General features: G+C 58.9%; 15 protein-coding genes, 2 tRNA genes and 2 rRNA genes. 12 read left to right on the top strand and 7 right to left on the bottom strand.

Translation table 11 applies throughout. The features are described 5' to 3' along the window. The 4 genes from ACF8MC_RS09695 to dkgB form a co-directional block, all read left to right on the top strand. Nucleotides 1-111, top strand: a 23S ribosomal RNA gene (locus ACF8MC_RS09695); the annotation flags it as partial. A gap of 103 nt (nt 112-214) precedes the next feature. Beyond that, nucleotides 215-330: ribosomal RNA gene (rrf, locus tag ACF8MC_RS09690) — 5S ribosomal RNA — on the top strand. A gap of 94 nt (nt 331-424) precedes the next feature. Then, nucleotides 425-501, top strand: a tRNA-Asp gene (locus tag ACF8MC_RS09685). A gap of 212 nt (nt 502-713) precedes the next feature. Further along, nucleotides 714-1517 (top strand): 2,5-didehydrogluconate reductase DkgB, encoded by an 804-nt coding sequence (gene dkgB, locus ACF8MC_RS09680; protein ID WP_164105752.1) that lies wholly within the window; start codon nt 714-716, stop codon nt 1515-1517. A 43-nt stretch (nt 1518-1560) separates the two neighbouring features. Here dkgB and yafC read toward each other — a convergent pair whose 3' ends face one another. Then, nucleotides 1561-2448, bottom strand: a complete 888-nt coding sequence (gene yafC / locus ACF8MC_RS09675) for a DNA-binding transcriptional regulator YafC (protein WP_060423806.1) — start codon at nt 2446-2448, stop codon at nt 1561-1563. A 331-nt stretch (nt 2449-2779) separates the two neighbouring features. On the opposite strand from yafC, the gene ACF8MC_RS09670 reads away from it, so the two are divergent. Then, nucleotides 2780-3574 (top strand): endonuclease/exonuclease/phosphatase family protein, encoded by a 795-nt coding sequence (locus tag ACF8MC_RS09670; protein WP_028127832.1) that lies wholly within the window; start codon nt 2780-2782, stop codon nt 3572-3574. A gap of 52 nt (nt 3575-3626) precedes the next feature. On the opposite strand, the gene mltD is transcribed toward ACF8MC_RS09670, so the two are convergent. Together mltD and gloB are read right to left on the bottom strand one after the other, a co-directional pair. Continuing rightward, on the bottom strand, nt 3627-5012 hold the full coding sequence (gene mltD / locus ACF8MC_RS09665; RefSeq protein ID WP_033653353.1) for a murein transglycosylase D: 1386 nt from the start codon (nt 5010-5012) through the stop codon (nt 3627-3629). A gap of 71 nt (nt 5013-5083) precedes the next feature. Further along, complete coding sequence (gloB, locus tag ACF8MC_RS09660; protein WP_126171625.1) at nt 5084-5839, bottom strand: hydroxyacylglutathione hydrolase; 756 nt, start codon at nt 5837-5839, stop codon at nt 5084-5086. Nucleotides 5840-5883: 44 nt separating this feature from the next. On the opposite strand from gloB, the gene ACF8MC_RS09655 reads away from it, so the two are divergent. Beyond that, the gene (locus tag ACF8MC_RS09655) at nt 5884-6603 is read left to right on the top strand and encodes a class I SAM-dependent methyltransferase (protein ID WP_033637192.1); all 720 of its coding nucleotides are present in this window, start codon (nt 5884-5886) and stop codon (nt 6601-6603) included. Here the strand turns inward: ACF8MC_RS09655 and rnhA are convergent. After that, the gene (gene rnhA, locus ACF8MC_RS09650) at nt 6600-7067 is read right to left on the bottom strand and encodes a ribonuclease HI (RefSeq protein WP_164105753.1); all 468 of its coding nucleotides are present in this window, start codon (nt 7065-7067) and stop codon (nt 6600-6602) included. The two genes, ACF8MC_RS09655 and rnhA, sit on opposite strands and share 4 nt — an antisense overlap. A 72-nt stretch (nt 7068-7139) precedes the next feature. Here rnhA and dnaQ point away from each other — a divergent pair, with 72 nt between their 5' ends. Next, the gene (dnaQ, locus tag ACF8MC_RS09645; RefSeq protein WP_161727207.1) at nt 7140-7883 is read left to right on the top strand and encodes a DNA polymerase III subunit epsilon; all 744 of its coding nucleotides are present in this window, start codon (nt 7140-7142) and stop codon (nt 7881-7883) included. Between the two features lie 144 nt (nt 7884-8027). Next, nucleotides 8028-8104: transfer RNA gene (locus ACF8MC_RS09640), tRNA-Asp, on the top strand. A gap of 106 nt (nt 8105-8210) precedes the next feature. Here ACF8MC_RS09640 and ACF8MC_RS09635 read toward each other — a convergent pair. Next, complete coding sequence (locus ACF8MC_RS09635) at nt 8211-10451, bottom strand: TonB-dependent siderophore receptor (RefSeq protein WP_164105754.1); 2241 nt, start codon at nt 10449-10451, stop codon at nt 8211-8213. 229 nt (nt 10452-10680) lie between these two features. On the opposite strand from ACF8MC_RS09635, the gene ACF8MC_RS09630 reads away from it, so the two are divergent. The 4 genes from ACF8MC_RS09630 (at nt 10681) to hpxK (ending at nt 15238) form a co-directional block, all read left to right on the top strand. After that, on the top strand, nt 10681-11559 hold the full coding sequence (locus ACF8MC_RS09630; RefSeq protein ID WP_049233700.1) for a siderophore-interacting protein: 879 nt from the start codon (nt 10681-10683) through the stop codon (nt 11557-11559). A gap of 136 nt (nt 11560-11695) precedes the next feature. Further along, the gene (locus tag ACF8MC_RS09625) at nt 11696-12535 is read left to right on the top strand and encodes a MurR/RpiR family transcriptional regulator (RefSeq protein ID WP_164105755.1); all 840 of its coding nucleotides are present in this window, start codon (nt 11696-11698) and stop codon (nt 12533-12535) included. A 208-nt stretch (nt 12536-12743) separates the two neighbouring features. Then, nucleotides 12744-13988, top strand: a complete 1245-nt coding sequence (locus ACF8MC_RS09620) for an alanine--glyoxylate aminotransferase family protein (protein WP_164105756.1) — start codon at nt 12744-12746, stop codon at nt 13986-13988. Further along, nucleotides 13985-15238: an allantoate amidohydrolase gene (gene hpxK / locus ACF8MC_RS09615; protein ID WP_164105757.1), complete on the top strand. Its 1254-nt coding sequence runs from the start codon at nt 13985-13987 to the stop codon at nt 15236-15238. The genes ACF8MC_RS09620 and hpxK overlap by 4 nt, the downstream gene beginning before the upstream one ends. On the opposite strand, the gene ACF8MC_RS09610 is transcribed toward hpxK, so the two are convergent. Together ACF8MC_RS09610 and ACF8MC_RS09605 are read right to left on the bottom strand one after the other, a co-directional pair. Further along, nucleotides 15230-16003, bottom strand: coding sequence for an amidohydrolase (locus tag ACF8MC_RS09610; RefSeq protein WP_033649915.1), 774 nt, complete (start codon nt 16001-16003; stop codon nt 15230-15232). The two genes, hpxK and ACF8MC_RS09610, sit on opposite strands and share 9 nt — an antisense overlap. Next, entirely contained in the window at nt 15991-17151 is a 1161-nt protein-coding gene (locus tag ACF8MC_RS09605; RefSeq protein WP_039567062.1) for a pyridoxal phosphate-dependent aminotransferase, read from the bottom strand. Before ACF8MC_RS09605 ends, ACF8MC_RS09610 begins: the two co-directional genes overlap by 13 nt. Between the last annotated feature and the right edge of the window lie 127 nt (nt 17152-17278).

Genomic DNA, 17278 nt, shown 5'->3' with positions numbered 1-17278 from the left:
CCTTTAAGGCCCCTGAAGGAACGTTTAAGACTAAGACGTTGATAGGCTGGGTGTGTAAGTGCAGCGATGCATTGAGCTAACCAGTACTAATGATCCGTGAGGCTTAACCTTACAACACCGAAGGTGTTTTAGAGACGCAGATATTTTCAGCGAAGTTCCGAGATTGGTTCTGATGGCGACACGAAAGTGAAGCGGTTGGAATGAAACGAATTTGCCTGGCGGCAATAGCGCGGTGGTCCCACCTGACCCCATGCCGAACTCAGAAGTGAAACGCCGTAGCGCCGATGGTAGTGTGGGGTCTCCCCATGCGAGAGTAGGACACTGCCAGGCATCAAACAAACGTTATCAGCGTGACGACTGGTAATGCGCAAATCGCAGAGCGCGATATTGCCGGCATCGAAAGATGCAACGTAAAAGAATCGGTGGAGCGGTAGTTCAGTTGGTTAGAATACCTGCCTGTCACGCAGGGGGTCGCGGGTTCGAGCCCCGTCCGTTCCGCCACTTAATTGATAAGCCCTGAGTCTCTGACTCAGGGCTTTTTCATATGCAAAATTCATAAAGTCTCGTCGAATTTGTCGCCGTTCTTGCCGCTTTCCTCAATATTGTTGCCTGTTGATCAAAAGTCTTATGCCGAACCTGGCGTTTTTGCTCACTAAAAATATTGCCATACTCTCTCGCATCGCTATTTATCCACTAATGAGAGAGCAAATATTGTGAGCATCCCTGCATTTGGTTTAGGTACTTTCCGCCTTCAGGATCAGATCGTTATCGACTCTGTGAGCACGGCACTGGAATTGGGCTATCGGGCTATCGATACCGCACAGATCTATGAAAACGAAGCGGCCGTCGGCCAGGCTATCGCCGCTAGCGGTGTGCCGCGTGACGAGTTGTTCATCACAACCAAGATCTGGATCGCGAATCTGGCTAAGGGCGCCTTAATTCCCAGTCTGCGAGATAGCTTGGCCAAGCTGCAGACCCCGTATGTCGATCTGACGCTGATTCACTGGCCATCGCCAAATGATGAGGTGCCTGTCGCAGAGTTTATGGCTGAACTGCTGGAAGCCAAGCGATTGGGGCTGACCCGTCAGATTGGTATATCTAACTTCACCATCGATCTGATGCAGCAGGCGATTGATGCGGTTGGCGCCGATCAGATTGCGACTAATCAGATCGAACTGTCACCGTTCTTGCAGAATGAAAAAGTGGTGGCGTTCGCACGGCAACATGGTATCGCCATCACCTCTTATATGACGCTGGCGTATGGCAAAGCGTTGCAGGATGAGACGATCAAAAGCATTGCCGCCCGTCACAATGCGACGCCGGCACAGGTGGTTCTGGCTTGGGCGTTGAAGCTGGGCTACGCGGTGATCCCTTCTTCGACCAAGCGCGAAAACCTGGAAAGCAACCTGTTAGCGCAGCAACTGACGCTGAGTGACGAAGATATGGCGCAGATTGCGGCGCTTGAAAGCAACGGCCGATTGGTCAGCCCGGAAGGCCTGGCACCCAACTGGGACTAATCTTCAGATATGAAGACCTCAGGCGCCCCAAGAGGGCGCCTTTTTATCGCTTTAGCCGCTCGCTGATAAAATCGATAAAGCTGCGCAGGCGGTTACTGACAGCGCTATCGCTGTAGTACACCGCGTTGATCGGCATTTCGAGTGGCAGCGTGTCTCCTACCAGAAGGGGGACCAGGTCTCCGCGTTTGACGTCTTCATCACTCATAAAGTCCGACAGGCAGGCGATGCCGTTGCCGTGCAGGCACAGGTGGCGCTGGGTTTCACCGCTGTTGGTGGTCAGCCCCGGAACGATCTCCAGTTGTCGACCATCGGCACAGGTCAGCGGCCAGCGGTTCAGATTGGGCAGATCGTTAAAGCCGATGCAGCAATGGTGCTCCAGGTCGGCTACCGTCTTTGGCGCGCCATATTGCGCCAGGTAGGCGGGGGAGGCCAGGATGCGTCGATAGCTGGCCATCAGCTTGCGCGCTTTCAGCGTAGAGTCCGTCAGCTCGCCGACGCGGATTGCGATATCCACTTTTCGTTCGATCAAATTGATGAAGTTTTCCGAAGAGACCAGCGACAGGGACATTTCCGGATAGCGCTCACGAAACTCGGCGACCAGCGGCGTCAACAGATGCAAGACGACCGGCGTTGCGGCATCGACGCGCAGCAGCCCCTGCGGGCGTTGACGGCTTTCCATCAACGCATTTTCCGCTGCGGCCATATCGCTCAACACTTTCTGCACCTGCCGAAAGTAGTTTTCGCCTTCTTGGGTCAGACTGATTTGGCGTGTCGTGCGGTTGAGCAGGGTTACCCCCAGCTTGCTCTCCAGCTTTTTTACCGTTCGACTGACCACGGAGTTGGCCTGCTGCAGGCGCTCCGCCGCCCGGCTGAAGCTGCCGCTTTCCACTACGGTGACGAAGGTGATGAGCTCGTCCGAATTCGCTTTCATTTTTGCTCCAAAGGCAAACTCTGTTCTAAATTTTTAGCGATTTCGTCATTTAAACACGTCGGAGCATCGTCGTCACCCACAGGAATCTGATTGCGCATATTCCTGTTTCCCCGTCTGCATTTTGCTGGCCCTTTCGCATTTTTCACCTCTGCTGAATCACCTTTACACTGCTATACCCTCAGAAGATTGAAATCGCCGCAGGCGACCCCTATAACTGAAAAGGTTATGCCTGTAAAAGCCATGCCCTCTGTGCGGGGCAGGCGTATAATCAATTCACCGTTGGCGAAGTCTTCATCGCCAGTTTCATGCTAATGGGTTATAGGCGAATCGCGTGCCGAAACGAACTTATGCAATGAGGTATGTTGCAGGCCAGCCAGTTGAGCGAATCTTTCCTGGCGCCGTTAATCAGCCGTTGCCGCCAGGGGCGGCGCTGCCGACGACAGGCGCCTTGCGCGTTATGGTGTGGAATATTTTCAAACAGCAGCGAGCCGACTGGCTTTCGGTGCTGAAAAACCATGGCAAAGATGCGCAGCTGGTGCTGTTGCAAGAAGCGCAAACTACGCCGGAGCTGGTGAGCTACGCTACCGCCAACTATCTGGCGGCCGATCAGGTGCCGGCCTTTGTGTTGCCGCAGCACCCTTCCGGCGTGATGACGCTGGCGGCCGCTCATCCGGTTTACTGCTGCCCGCTGCGCGAGCGAGAGCCGCTGCTGCGGCTGTCCAAGTCGGCCCTGATCACCGTTTATCCGCTGTATAACGGCGAGCTGTTGATGGTGGTGAACATCCATGCGGTGAACTTTAGTCTGGGAGTCGACGTCTACAGCAAGCAGCTGGGGCCGATCGGCGAGCAGATCGCCAGCCACCGGGGGCCGGTGATCATGGCCGGGGACTTCAACGCCTGGAGCCGCAAACGTATCAATGCCTTGTATGACTTTGCCGGTGAGATGGCGCTGCGCGAAGTGAGCTTCGCCGACGATCACCGCCGTAAGGCTTTTGGCCGCCCGCTGGACTTTGTGTTTTATCGCAATCTTGGGGTCGTAGAGGCGTCGGTACTGGTGACCAGCGCGTCGGATCACAATCCGCTGTTGGTGGAGTTCCACCCGGAAAAAGATTCTCCCGTCTGGTGAATCGCAGGCAATAAAAAAGCACCCCGAAGGGTGCTTTTTTTGTGCCGGAAACTTAGGTGTCCGGCGTCAGCTTGTTGCCGACAAACAGGGTCAACTTAAGACCGGGTTGAAGGCTGTTGCCTTTACCGAGCGTTGAATTCCAACGCATCACGTCGTTAATATCGACGCCGTGACGACGTGCGATACTGGCAAGCGAATCACCTTTACGAACCTGATAGGTAATACTGCTGTTACCGCCAGTATTGCTGGCCACTTGCAGGGTTTGCCCAACTTTTATGGCGCTCTTGGCGCGTAAGTTGTTCCAACTCTGCAAATCGCTGGTCTTAACGTTCAGCCGCTTGGCAATGCCCGATAAGGTGTCGCCGGAGCGCACTTTATATGAACTGCCACCGGTCAAACCGCTGTTCTTCGCCAACTGCGTCGTTGGCTGAGTCACGGCGATCTGGCCATCGGCCAGCGAGTCTTTCAGTTGCTCGGCATGCCCTTTGGGAACCATGATGTAATGGGGCCCGTTGGGTGCCGTAACGCCTTTTTTGTAGCCTGGGTTATACGCTTTCATCTTGGTGACTGAAAGCCCCGCCATCTCAGCCGCCTGAGTCAGCTGGATCTGCTGCCCGACATCGATACGCGCCAGCGCACGGGTTTCATCCGTTTTCGGGAGTTTCACACCGTACTTCTTGCTGTTCTTGATGATGTCGCTCAGCGCCAGCATTTTCGGGACATAGATTGACGTTTCACGCGGAAGCGACAATGCCCAGAAATTGGTTGGCTTACCCTGGCGTTTGTTTGCCTTCACCGCTTGCATCACGCGGCCTTCACCACTGTTATAGGCGGCTACGGTCAGTAACCAGTCGCCGTTAAACATGCGGTTCAAGCGCTGCATCATGTTAAGCGCAGCGGTTGTCGAGGCGACGACATCGCGTCGACCGTCATACCACTGATTGTTTTTCAAACCATAATTGCGACCCGTTTGCGGCACGATTTGCCATAGCCCTGCGGCGTTGGCACTTGACGTGGCGTGGGGGTCAAAAGCGCTCTCCACTATGGGTAGCAGTACCAGTTCCATCGGCATATTACGTTTCTTAATCTGCCCGACTATCCAGTACATGTACGGCTCTGCCCGTAATGTTACATCGTGGAGATAGCTCTTACTTTTTAAGTACTTTCTTTTCTGATCACGGATCCGGGAATTTTCCGGAACCTCCATCTTCAGCTCGTCGCTAATGAAGTTCCACAGGTCCTGTTGCGCGGCGGGACTGTTGTTATCCAACCACCGCGCCGAGCTCGCTCGGCCATTTGCTGTGTACTCTCCTGCTTCACCATCTTGACCAGCCGAAGACAAACTCTGTGCATGCTGTTCTGGCGCCGGTGCGTCCTGCCTGGACGACTGGCAACCCACTAGCAAGACTGAGGCGAGAAATATCGCTTTAGCCTTCATGTGTGTGTCAATGTAGTTGCTTAAAAGACGAGCAATAATACTTTGCTTCGCCAAATAACACAACTAAAAGCTTAGAAGTTATCTTTCCGCAGGCGTAATTCGGAAAAAACTGAATGAAGGCTTTCCGGTGGTGAATTAAAGCCTAATTTCTTTTGTAAATCAGCGTCATGGCAACGTAAAAATAGGTTAATTTTGCGCTCTAATTGCAATGTGGTTGGCACGCTGGCTTGGCCTTTTGCCCTTAACGCTTCAACATGTTGTTGATATGTTTCAATCTCTCGATCTTCCGGCAAAATTACCCGCGCAAACTTAAGATTTGAAAGAGTATATTCATGCGCGCAGCAAATTAAGGTGTTATCGGGAAGTTGCGCGAGTTGTTGAAATGAGTCGTACATTTGTTTGGCGCTGCCTTCAAACAGCCTGCCGCAGCCGGCGGAGAAAATTGTGTCGCCGCAGAACAGATAAGGGGCACTATAGAATGCCACATGGCCCAACGTATGGCCGGGGACGGCGATAGTCTTGTATTGGCGGCCATCGATGGCAAAGGTGTCGCCGTCGCGTACGATGTGGTTGGCGCCTTTGTCCGCGGTTTCTTGCGGCCCATAGACAGCCAGGCCGGGATATTGCGCCACGATCTGCGCCACGCCGCCGACGTGATCGTGATGATGGTGGGTCAGCAGGATCGCCGCCGGCGTCAGCTGCAGGCGCTGCAGCGCTTCGAGCACCGGCTGCGCCTCACCCGGATCGACGATAATGCAGCGCCCCTGCCGGTCATCCAATAACCAAATGTAATTGTCCTGGAAGGCGGGAATGCTGATAAGATTCATGGTGTACCTCTCGTTGGCAACGGCTTGAAAGAAGATAATAAATCATGAAACCAGCCCATACTCTACAAAAGCTCACCGGCCCGCAGTCCTGGGCGGAGCTGCCGTGGGGGGAATACTATCGTGAAGCCCTCGAGCGGCAGTTGCAACCCTGGTGGCCAAAGCTGTTCGGTTTCCATCTGCTGAAGATGGGCATGCTCAGCGCCGAGCTGGCCACGGACAAATGCGCGATTTCCCATCAGGTCAACGTAGGGTTGGAGGGGGAAGGGCTGCAGGTGATCGCCGATGCTTATCAACTGCCGTTTGCCGCCAAGTCGGTGGATGCCTGCCTGTTGGCGCATACGCTGTCCTATGCGGACGATCCGCACCGTATGCTGCGTGAAGTAGACAGGGTGTTGATCGACGATGGCTGGTTGGTTATCAGCAGCTTCAATCCGTTCAGCCTGCTGGGATTGGGCAAACTGGTGCCCGGATTGCGTCGCCGCCAGCCCTATGTCAGCCGCATGTTTACCCAGATGCGGCTGCTGGATTGGCTCAGCCTGCTGAATTATGAGGTGTTGTACCAGGCGCGTTTTCACGTGCTGCCATGGCACCGCAAGGGCGGCAAGTTTTTATGCACTCATTTGCCGGCGCTGGGCTGCATGAGCGTGATTGTGGCGCGCAAACGCACCTTGCCGCTGACGCCCACGCCGATGAAACTGGGGGCGAGAAAACCTTCTCTCAGCCGCGCGGTAGGCGCGACCAAGAGCTATCGCAAACTGCCTTAGGCTTCCGGTTGGTAACCGACGTCTTCCTGCGTCGGCTTACCGGCCGCTTCGCGCGCCAGCACGTCACAACGTTCGTTCTCCGGGTGGCCGGCGTGGCCCTTGACCCATTCCCATTTCACCTCGTGGCGCTGAATGGCCTGATCCAACCGCTGCCACAGATCGACATTTTTGACCGGCTTTTTGTCGGCGGTTTTCCAGCCGCGCTTCTTCCAGTTATGGATCCAGCTGATGATGCCCTGGCGCACATACTGGCTGTCGGTGCTGAGCGTCACGGCGCAGGGCACGGTCAGCGCTTCCAGCGCCACGATCGCCGCCATCATTTCCATGCGGTTATTGGTGGTCAGACGAAAACCCTCGCTGAAGGTTTTTTCCGTCTGCTTATAGCGTAATATCGCGCCGTAGCCACCGGGGCCGGGGTTGCCAAGGCAGGAGCCGTCGGTGAAAATTTCTACCTGTTTGAGCATCTCTGGTAGACTCTTCCTATCAGTTTTATAAAAGCCAAGTCTGACATAAACGAGCGCTGTGAGCACTGCAATATGATCTCTACAACCACCAGACAGATTGTCCTCGATACCGAAACCACCGGTATGAACAAGCTCGGGGTGCACTACGAAGGGCACCGCATCATCGAAATCGGTGCGGTGGAGGTGATTAACCGCCGCCTGACCGGGCGCAATTTCCACGTTTACATCAAGCCGGACAGGCTGGTGGATCCGGAAGCCTACGGCGTACACGGCATCAGCGACGACTTCCTGGCCGATAAGCCGACCTTCGATCAGGTTGCCGAGGAATTCCTCGACTTTATCCGCGGCGGCGAACTGGTGATCCATAACGCGGCGTTCGATATCGGCTTTATGGATCACGAATTCCGCATGCTGCAGCAGGGCATCCCGAAGACAGAGACCTTCTGCACCATCACCGACAGCCTGCTGATGGCGCGCCGCCTGTTCCCGGGCAAGCGCAACAACCTCGATGCCTTGTGCAGCCGTTATGAGATAGACAACAGCAAGCGTACGCTGCACGGCGCATTGCTCGATGCCGAGATCCTGGCGGAAGTCTATCTGGCGATGACCGGCGGTCAGACCTCGATAGCCTTCCAGATGGAGGGGGATACCCAGCAAAACGACGCCGCGCAAGAGATTCAGCGCATTGTCCGCCCGGCGACCGCGATGAAAGTGGTCTACGCCAGCGACGAAGAAGTGAAGGCGCACGAGGCGCGTCTGGATCTGGTGGCGAAGAAGGGTGGCAGCTGCCTGTGGCGCGGAGCGTCGGCCGAATAACGGCGTTTTTGCGTGAAAAAACCTCAGCGGATGAACCTTCGTTGAAAAACTGTGCAAACGGTTCATTTGGTGAGAAAAAGGCGTTGACGGAACCGAAAGGCGTCCGTAATATGCGCCTCGTTCCCCCGCAAGAGGGAATGGCGCGGAGCGGTAGTTCAGTTGGTTAGAATACCTGCCTGTCACGCAGGGGGTCGCGGGTTCGAGCCCCGTCCGTTCCGCCACTATTCAGAAGCCCTGAGTTAGCGATAACTCAGGGCTTCGTCGTTTCTGCTCTCTGAAAAACGGTGCGGCTCAATGAACGGGGGCCGGCAGACCGGCCCCTGATCCTCAGAATAACACCGAGTAGTTCAAGCCGAAGGTGCGTCCACGGCCTTTATAGCTGTACAGCTCAGGCGAACCGTAGGTTGGGCTGTACAGTATCGGCGCGCGTTGGCCCCAAACGGTGGTGTACTCCTTGTCCAGCAGGTTTTCCACGCTGAAGCTGATTTTCCCCACCGGCAGGGCATAGCTGCCGAGGAAATCGAGGGTGTTGTAGCCATCGATCTTGCGGCCCTGAGTGGAATTGGCCTTGGTGTAATCACCGTCGTCCGACACGTCGAAGGTCTGCTGCGACTGTAAGCGCAGATTCCAGTCGCCCGGCGCCCAGCCGACATAGGCGGTGACTTTCGATGGGCTGGCGGTATCCACCACCAGCTTCTTCCATTCGCCGTTGACCTTGGTTTCGGAACGGATAACGTTGAAGTTGGTGCCGGCGCTCCAGTCGCTGTCTTCAAAGAAATAATCCACCGCGCCTTCTACCCCGTAGATGCGGCGCTTATCCGCATTGACGTTGATGGTCATGTCGGTTTTGTTGATGGCGATGCTCTTGTCGGACAGCGAGTAGTAGGCGGCGATTTGCGTGCGCAGGTTATCGCCGGTATAGCGCCAGCCCAGCTCGTAAGCATTGACCTTGATGCCTTCCAGCCTGGAATCGCCGACGTTAACGCTTTTCAGCAGCTGGTAGTGGCCGCCGTTCAGCGCGTAGGTGCCGTTGCCGTAATACTTGCCCGGATCCGGGATCTCGAAGCCCTGAGAGAAGTTGAACCAGGTTTGCTGGCGCTCGGTCAGGTGCGCCAACAGGCCGGCGTTGAACAGCGCATTGTTGTAGTCGGTTTTCCCTCCCGGAATGGCGTCGGCGGAGGCGGCGGCGCCGGTAGCGATCGCCTGCTGCTGGTTATAGCCGACGAAGTCGTCGATTTTGTTTTCGGTGTACTGGTAACGCACGCCGCCGCTCAGGGTGAAGATCGGGTTGATGTCGTAACTGGCCTGCAGGAACGACGCCAGATTGCTGGTGGTATAGCTCGGGTAGCGGCCGGTGCTGTAGGCGTTCTCCAGCGTCATGCCGCCGGACTGTTGCGCCTTCGCCAGGTTAAAGAACTGTTGGTTGGCGTTGAAGCTCTCATGCTCGGCGTCGATGCCGTAAGTCAGCGTCAGCGCGTCGACAGGTTTGCTGTTTAACGTCAGTTTGCCGCCGTAGAAGTCGGTTTTTTGCTGCGAGGCGCCAATGCTGCTGACGTAATAGTTCGGCGCTTTGCCCGCCAACGTCGGGAACGGGTAGAAGGTCAGGGTTTCGTCGCGGTAGTAGACCTGCGCCACCAAATCCTGGCCGAGGAAATCGGTGTTGGAATATTGCAGGTTGATCAGATGGCGTTCGGTGCCGGGGATGCGGTCGGAATCTAAGCTACCGCTGTTGTAGGCCTTGGCGTTGCCGGTCACCGCCGCGAAGTTTTCTCCCAAGAACAGGCCGTGGTCGCCGTCGGACTGGCTTTTGTAGTATTGGGTGGTCAGCTGCAGCTGTTGATGATCGTCGATGTTGAGGGTGCCGGTGCCCATCACGTCGAGGCGATCGGAATACTGCAGGCCGGTTTGGGTGTTGTCGATCAGCACCTCGTTGCCTTTGCCGTCATACCAGCCGCCGTAGCGCTGGTAAGAAACGGACAGGCGCCCCGAGGCGTTGTCGTTGCCGCCGCTGACCGCCGCCGCCACGTTCTCGTCGTGATCGTTATGGCCGCCAAAGCCGGTTTTACCGCCGAGCTGCAACTCGACCTGCGGTTCCGGTTGCCCCTTTTTGGTGACGATGTTGATCAGGCCGCCGGTGCTGCCGCCGCCGTACAGCGAGGTCGCGCCGGAAATCACCTCAATATGATCGATATTGAACGGATCGATAGAATCCAATTGGCGGCTGTCGCTGCGCGATGAGTTCAGGCGTACGCCGTCGATCATCACCATCATCGAACGGCCGCGCATATTCATGCCATAGTTGGTGCGGCCCTGGCCGCTGACGTCCATGCCGGGGATCAGCTGCGCCAACATGTCCTTGATCTCTTTGCCGCCCTGGACCTGCTGTTCGATCTCCTGGCTTTCGATGACCCAAGTGGTCTGTGCCATTTCCGCCACGCTGCGGTGCGAACGGCTGGCGGAGACTACCAACTGCTCTTCGTTGCCGGTTTTCTGATCTTCTGCCCAAGCCGCCGGCGCAAGCATTGCCAGCAGACAAGGGTTCAATACCCAAAGGTGTTTGCGTTTCATCGTTATTTCCCAGGTGATTTTGTTATTACTCTATTTTTGAGAATGCTTCTTTTATCAATAACGTTTCTTGTTATCAATAAAATCATGATATGATTTTTTGCGATACATTAACGTAATTAATTAGTTTTATTAACATTTTACCCACTGCGCGATCGAGCACTCCACGCCGTCAACACGGCAGCCGATCGGCCATATGCGCAAGCGACAGCGTTGCCGGAGAATCGAGAACATGTCCGCCAGCTACAGAATTTTTGATATCACCCTGAAAAGCAAAACGCTGATTTCACCTTCGCTGGTGCGCTGCGTGTTTGAAGGTGCGGATATTCATCGGATGAAGCTTGAAGCGCCGGATCAGCGCATCAAACTGTTGTTCCCGGCGGCGGACGGCCAGAGCCCGCAGTTGGCCAACGGCCCGGACTGGTACGGCGATTACATGGAGATCCCCAAAGAACAACGGCCGGTGATGCGCACCTATACGCTGCGTGCGCTGCGCCGTGAGCAGAATCAGATGGACGTCGAATTCGTGCTGCATGGTGTGAACGGCCCGGCTTCCGCCTGGGCGACCCACGCCGAGCCGGGTGACGCCATTCAGACGGTCGCGCCCAACGGCGAGTTCGGCGGCGACAGCGGCGGCTACGAATGGGCGCCGCCGGCGCAGTTGCAGCAGGCGCTATTGATCGCCGATGAGACGGCGGTGCCGGCGGCGATGGGCATTCTGGAGCAGTTGGCGCAGCAGGCCAATCCGCCGCGGGTGCAGGCGTTCTTCGAAGTGCCGGTGGCGGGGGATTGCCTGGATTTGGCCCGTTTCCCGTTCGCCGAGGTTTACTGGCTGCCGCGCGACGTGGGCCGCCAGTTGGCGCACGGTACGCTGCTGGTGGAAGCGGTGCGCCAGCGGGTCGATATCCCCGCGTCGGCGTGTGCGCAGGCGCAGTCCCTGGCGGAAAGCAGCCTGAGCGATGAGGTGCTTTGGGAGCGGGCGGCCGGCGGTAACGCTTTTTATGCCTGGGTGGCGGCCGAGTCTTCCACGGTGAAAACGCTGCGGCGTTATCTGATCGGCGAACGCGATCTGGATCGCGCTACCGTCAACTTCATGGCCTATTGGTGCTGAACGCGCGGCCCTTTTTCGGCATTAACGCTGGAGCAGGGCATGCCGCTGCTATTCCCCCTCAACGAATAATCGCTTGCCAGCGGGTAGTTCGACCGTGTTATGTTCCGCTGAAACGAAGGTTACAGCGAGAACGATAATGCAACGGTTCGACGAACGCCTGCGCCGCGACTACCCACAGCTGACGCCGCAGGAGCAGCGGGTGGCCGACTTCATCTTCGATCACTATGACGATTTGATCGGTTACAACAGCGCCGAGCTGGCGCGCCTGAGTGGCGTTTCCAAAGCCACGGTCAGCCGCTTGTTCAAACGGCTGGGCTACCCCAACTACCGCGCCATGCGCGATGAGCTGCGCACCCTGCGCCAAAGCGGTATGCCGTTGACCGACAGCCGCGATGCGGTGCAGGGCGATACGCTATTGGCGCGGCACTGTAAGCAGGAAATGGCCAATCTCACCCGCTGGGTAAAGCAGATCGATGCGGTGCAGTTCAGCGCGGCGATCGCCGCACTGGCGCAGGCGCGAAGCGTGATGCTGCTGGGGCTGCGCAACAGCTATCCGGTGGCGATGCACCTGCGCCAGCAGCTGATGCAGGTGCGGGAGCAGGTGCTGCTGGCGCCGCAGCCGGGGCAGACGCTGGCGGAAGATCTGGCGGGGCTGACGCCGCAGGACATGGCGGTGGTGGTGGCGTTCCGTCGCCGGCCGCGCCAGATAAAGGCGCTGCTGGCGCTGTTGCAAAGCCGCGGGGTGCCGACGCTGCTGATCTGCGAACCGCAGGCGCAGGCGTTGTTCCTACTGGCCAACTGGCACTTGACCGTGCCGCTCGACAGCGTGTCGGCGTTCGACAGCTATGCCGCCGCCATGAGCCTGGCCAGCCTGCTCAGCAATGCGTTGCTGCATGAGCGGCTGGCGCAGGGGCGGCAGCGTATTCATCACGTCGCCGAACTGTTCCAGGCGCTGGACGAACTGGAGCTGCGTTAAGCGCGGCAGGTCATTTCCCTTCCTTCACCCTCCGCCGTTTAAGGCGGATCGGTCACCTCATTGTGTTACTTTGGTTTCATTAATTGATCATAAGAATCTTTTGTTTCAACTGAATCCCTATCGGGAGTAGGCTGTTGGGCAGCAAACAAACGTCATGTCGACGCTGACGGCATAACTCAATAACTTACTAAGCTGACAGGGAATGAACATGTTGGATATCTCGCAATTCGATCAGATTAACCCGCCGGCACGCCTGCTGATGGGGCCGGGGCCGATCAACGCCGATCCGCGCGTGCTGCGCGCCATGTCGAGTCAGCTGATCGGCCAGTACGATCCGGCGATGACCGGTTACATGAATCAGGTCATGGCGCTGTATCGCGCGCTGTTCCGCACCGAAAACCGCTGGACGATGCTGGTGGACGGCACCTCGCGCGCCGGTATCGAGGCGCTGCTGGTTTCTGCCATTCGGCCGGGCGATAAGGTGCTGGTGCCGGTCTTCGGCCGTTTCGGGCATCTGCTGTGCGAGATTGCCCGCCGCTGCCGTGCCGAGGTGCACACGATCGAGGTACCGTGGGGTGAGGTGTTCAGCGCCGATCGCATCGAAGACGCGATTAAGCGAGTGCGCCCGCGCCTGCTGCTGACGGTGCAGGGCGACACTTCCACCACCATGCTGCAGCCGCTGCATGAACTGGGCGATATCTGCCACCGCCACGGCGTGTTGTTCTATACCGACGCGACGGCTTCCTTCGGCGGCAATCCGCTGGAGACCGATGCCTGGGGGCTGGATGCGGTCTCCGCCGGGCTGCAGAAGTGCCTGGGCGGCCCCTCCGGCAGTTCGCCGGTCACCCTCAGCCCGCAGTTTGAAGAGGCAGTGCGCCGCCGTAAATGCGTGGAGGCGGGGATCCGCACCGCCGAGCATGCCGACGGCGACGACGAGATGATTTACTCCAACTATTTCGACATCGGCATGATCATGGATTATTGGGGACCGGAACGCCTGAATCACCATACCGAAGCCACCAGCATGCTGTTCGCAGCGCGCGAATGTGCGCGGGTGATCCTTGAAGAAGGGCTGGATCAGGCCATCGCCCGCCACCGGCTGCATGGCGCGGCGATGCTGGCGGGCATCCGGGGCATGGGGCTGGCGGTGTTCGGCGATCTCGAACACCGCATGAATAACGTGCTCGGCGTGATGATCCCGCCGCAGGTGCACGGCGAACAGGTGCGGCAGATGATGCTGAACGACTTTGGCATCGAAATCGGCACTTCGTTCGGCCCGCTGCAGGGCAAGATCTGGCGCATCGGCACCATGGGCTACAACGCGCGCAAGGATTGCGTGCTGCAAACGCTGGCGGCGCTGGAGGCGGTGTTGAACCGTCTCGGCTTCGCCAGCAAGCAGGGCGAGGCGTTGCAGGCCGCCTGGAACGTTTATGACGCAGGCAAGCGTGGATGACGCCGCTGGAGGCGCAGCAGGCTGCCGCACGGGTGATGGCGCGCTGTGACGAGCTGGCGGCGATCAGCGCGGAGCCCGGTAAATTGACGCGTCTTTATCTGTCTGCGGAACATCGGCGCGCCAACGCTCTGGTGGGTGAATGGATGCGCGAGAGTGGCATGCAGGTTTGGCAGGACAGCGTCGGTAATATCTGCGGCCGTTATGAAGGGCTCACGCCCGCTGCCCCTGCGCTGCTGCTCGGTTCGCATCTGGACACGGTGCGCAATGCCGGGCGCTATGACGGCATGCTCGGCGTGCTCACGGCGCTGGAAACGGTGACGCACTATTACCGCCAGGGGCGCCGTTTGCCGCTGGCGCTGGAGGTGATCGGTTTTGCCGACGAAGAGGGCGCGCGCTTTGGCGTCACGCTGCTCGGCAGCCGCGGGCTGACCGGTCAATGGCCGCAGGAATGGCTGGCGCAGACGGATGCCGACGGGGTGAGCATCGCGCAGGCCATGCGCGACTTTGGGCTGGATCCGACGGCGATCGCACAGGCGCGTCGCGCGCCAAACGAAATTCGCGCCTATCTCGAATTGCATATCGAACAGGGGCCGTGTCTGGAGGCGGCCGATTTGGCGCTGGGCGTGGTGACGGCGATCAATGGCGCGCGCCGGCTTACCTGCACTTTCAGCGGTGAAGCGGGCCACGCCGGCACGGTGCCTATGGTGCAGCGCAAAGACGCGTTGGCGGCCGCGGCGGAATGGATAACGGCGGTCGAAACGCTGACCCGCGCCGCCGATCCGCATTTGGTGGCCACCGTGGGGTGTATTGAATGTCTGCCGGGCGCGGTCAACGTGATCCCCGGCGAAGTGCGATTGACGCTCGACGTCCGCGGCCCGCAGGATGCGCAACTGGCGGCGCTGTTGACGGCGTTGCTGGCGCTGGCGCAGGCGATCTGCGTACGCCGCGGCGTGCGCTTCGCCAGTGAAGAGTTTTACCGCATTGACGCCACTGCCTGCGATAGCGAGCTGCAGCAATGCTGGCAGGCGGCCGTCGAGCAGGTACAGGGGCGCAGCCTGGCGCTGCCGAGCGGCGCCGGGCACGACGCCATCGCCGTGGCGGCGCACTGGCCGGTCGGCATGCTGTTCGTGCGTTGCGCCGGCGGCGTCAGCCATCATCCGGCCGAAGCGGTGCGGCAGGCGGACGTGGCGCTGGCGATCCAGGCCTATTGCCTGACGATCGCCGGCTGGGAGAAGGGGGAGTCAGTCTAAACGCAGAAAGCTGTCGGCGTCGCGCCAGGCCGGGAAGGCGCTGCGGTAACTCTGCAGGGTTTCCAGCGACAGCTCGGCGTCCAGCCGCGTGGCCGCGCCTGGCTCCGCATCCGCCAGGATCTCGCCCTGAGGGCTGATGATCAGGCTGTCGCCGCTGTAGTTCAGGCCGTTGGGATCGTCGCCCACCCGGTTGCAACCCGCCACATACACCTGGTTTTCTATCGCCCGCGCCGCCAGCAGCGTTTGCCAATGGTGACTGCGCGGCGCCGGCCAGTTGGCGACGTACAACGCCAGATCGTAATCCTGCTGATAGCGCGCCCAAACCGGGAAACGCAGGTCGTAGCAGATCTGCGGCAGGATGCGCCAGCCGCGCCATTCGAAGATTTCACGCCGGTTGCCGGCTTGGTAGTGCAGGTGTTCGCCGGCCATGCGGAACAGGTGGCGTTTGTCATAGGCGTGCACCTGGCCGCCCGGCTCGACCAGCAGGAAACGGTTGACCGCGCCCTCGTCGGTTTTCAGCGCCACGCTGCCGCCGATTAACGCGTGGCTTTTCACCGCCCAACCGTGCAGCCAGTCGATCACCTGCTGTTCGGGCAGGGCGCTCTCGCCGGCATCCATGGCGAAGCCGGTGGTGAACATCTCCGGCAAGACGATGAGATCGCGGCCGACGATCGGCGCCAGCAACGCGTCGAAGGCGGCCAGATTGGCGAGGCCGTCGCGCCAGACCAAAGGTTGCTGCAACAGGGTAATTTTTAAAGTCGACATAACCGCTCCGCAGCTGCATCCAGCGTGGCGTCCTGTTTAGCGAAGCACAGCCGGATCAATTTATGGGGGAAAGGATCGGCACAGAAGACCGACAGCGGAATGGCCGCCACGCCCACGTGCTCGGTTAACCAATGGCAGAACGCCACATCGTCCAGATCGGAGATGGCGCCGTAGTCCGCCAGCAAGAAGTATGTACCCGCGCAGGGTAAAATTTCCAGTCGGCTGCTCGCCAGCGCCTGCACAAAGCGGTCGCGTTTGGCGCGATAGAACGCCGGCAGCTGTCGCCAGTGCTCCGGCTCGGCGCGCAGACTATCCGCCAGCGCCAGCTGGGCCGGGGTATTGACCGAAAAGGTCAGGTATTGATGCACTTTGCGCACCTCGGCGCTCAGCGCGGCGGGTGCCACGCAATAGCCCACTTTCCAACCGGTCATGTGGAAGGTTTTACCGAAAGAGGACACCGCGATTGCGCGCTGGCGCAGCTGCGGGTGGGCCAGCACGCTGGCGTGGCCGCCTTTGGCGAAGCAGATGTGTTCGTAAACCTCGTCGCTGAGCACGTAGATTTCGCGTTCGGCGATAGCGTGCCACAGCTGCTGCATGTCTTCCGCCTGCCAAGCGGTGGCGGACGGGTTGTGCGGCGTGTTGACGATCACCAGGCGGGTGCGCGGCGACAGCGCGGCGGCGAACGCTGGCCAATCCACGGCAAACGCGGGCGGCTGCAGGGCGATGCGTTTGAGTATGCCGCCGGCCAACGTCACCGCCGGCGCATAGCTGTCGTAGCTGGGATCGAAACAGACCACCTCGTCGCCGGGGCGCACCAGCGCGCTGATGGCGGCGAACAGCGCTTCGGTGGCGCCGGCGGTGACAGTCACTTCGCTGCCGGCGTCCGGCTGCCAGCCATACAGCTCGGCGGTTTTGTCGGCGATGGCTTCGCGCAGCGGCGCCACGCCGGTCATCGGCGCATATTGGTTGGCGCCCTGGGCGACGTGCCAGGCCAAGCGTTCTTTCAGGTAGTCCGGGCCGTCGAAATCGGGGAAGCCCTGCGACAGGTTGATCGCCTGGTGCTGCTGCGCCAGCGCGCTCATCTGGGTAAAGATGGTGGTGCCCAGCGAGGGCAGTTTGCTTTCGGGAATCAATGCGGAAGTGCTCATAGCGGGTGAATACTCCTGGCGCTTATATTGCCGTCAATATAACACGATGCTAGTATTTGGCAATCAAGACGCTTAGATGGCTAAATGCGAAAAAGTGCTTAGCCCGCCACGCGGCAGGCCAAGCCTC

The sequence above is a fragment of the Serratia sp. LACPHL-BACT-2024-00286 genome, from assembly GCF_043109535.1.
Taxonomy (GTDB): domain Bacteria; phylum Pseudomonadota; class Gammaproteobacteria; order Enterobacterales; family Enterobacteriaceae; genus Serratia; species Serratia sarumanii.
The sequence above is the reverse complement of the archived record's forward strand: the minus strand, read 5'-3'. Positions and strand labels throughout refer to the sequence as shown.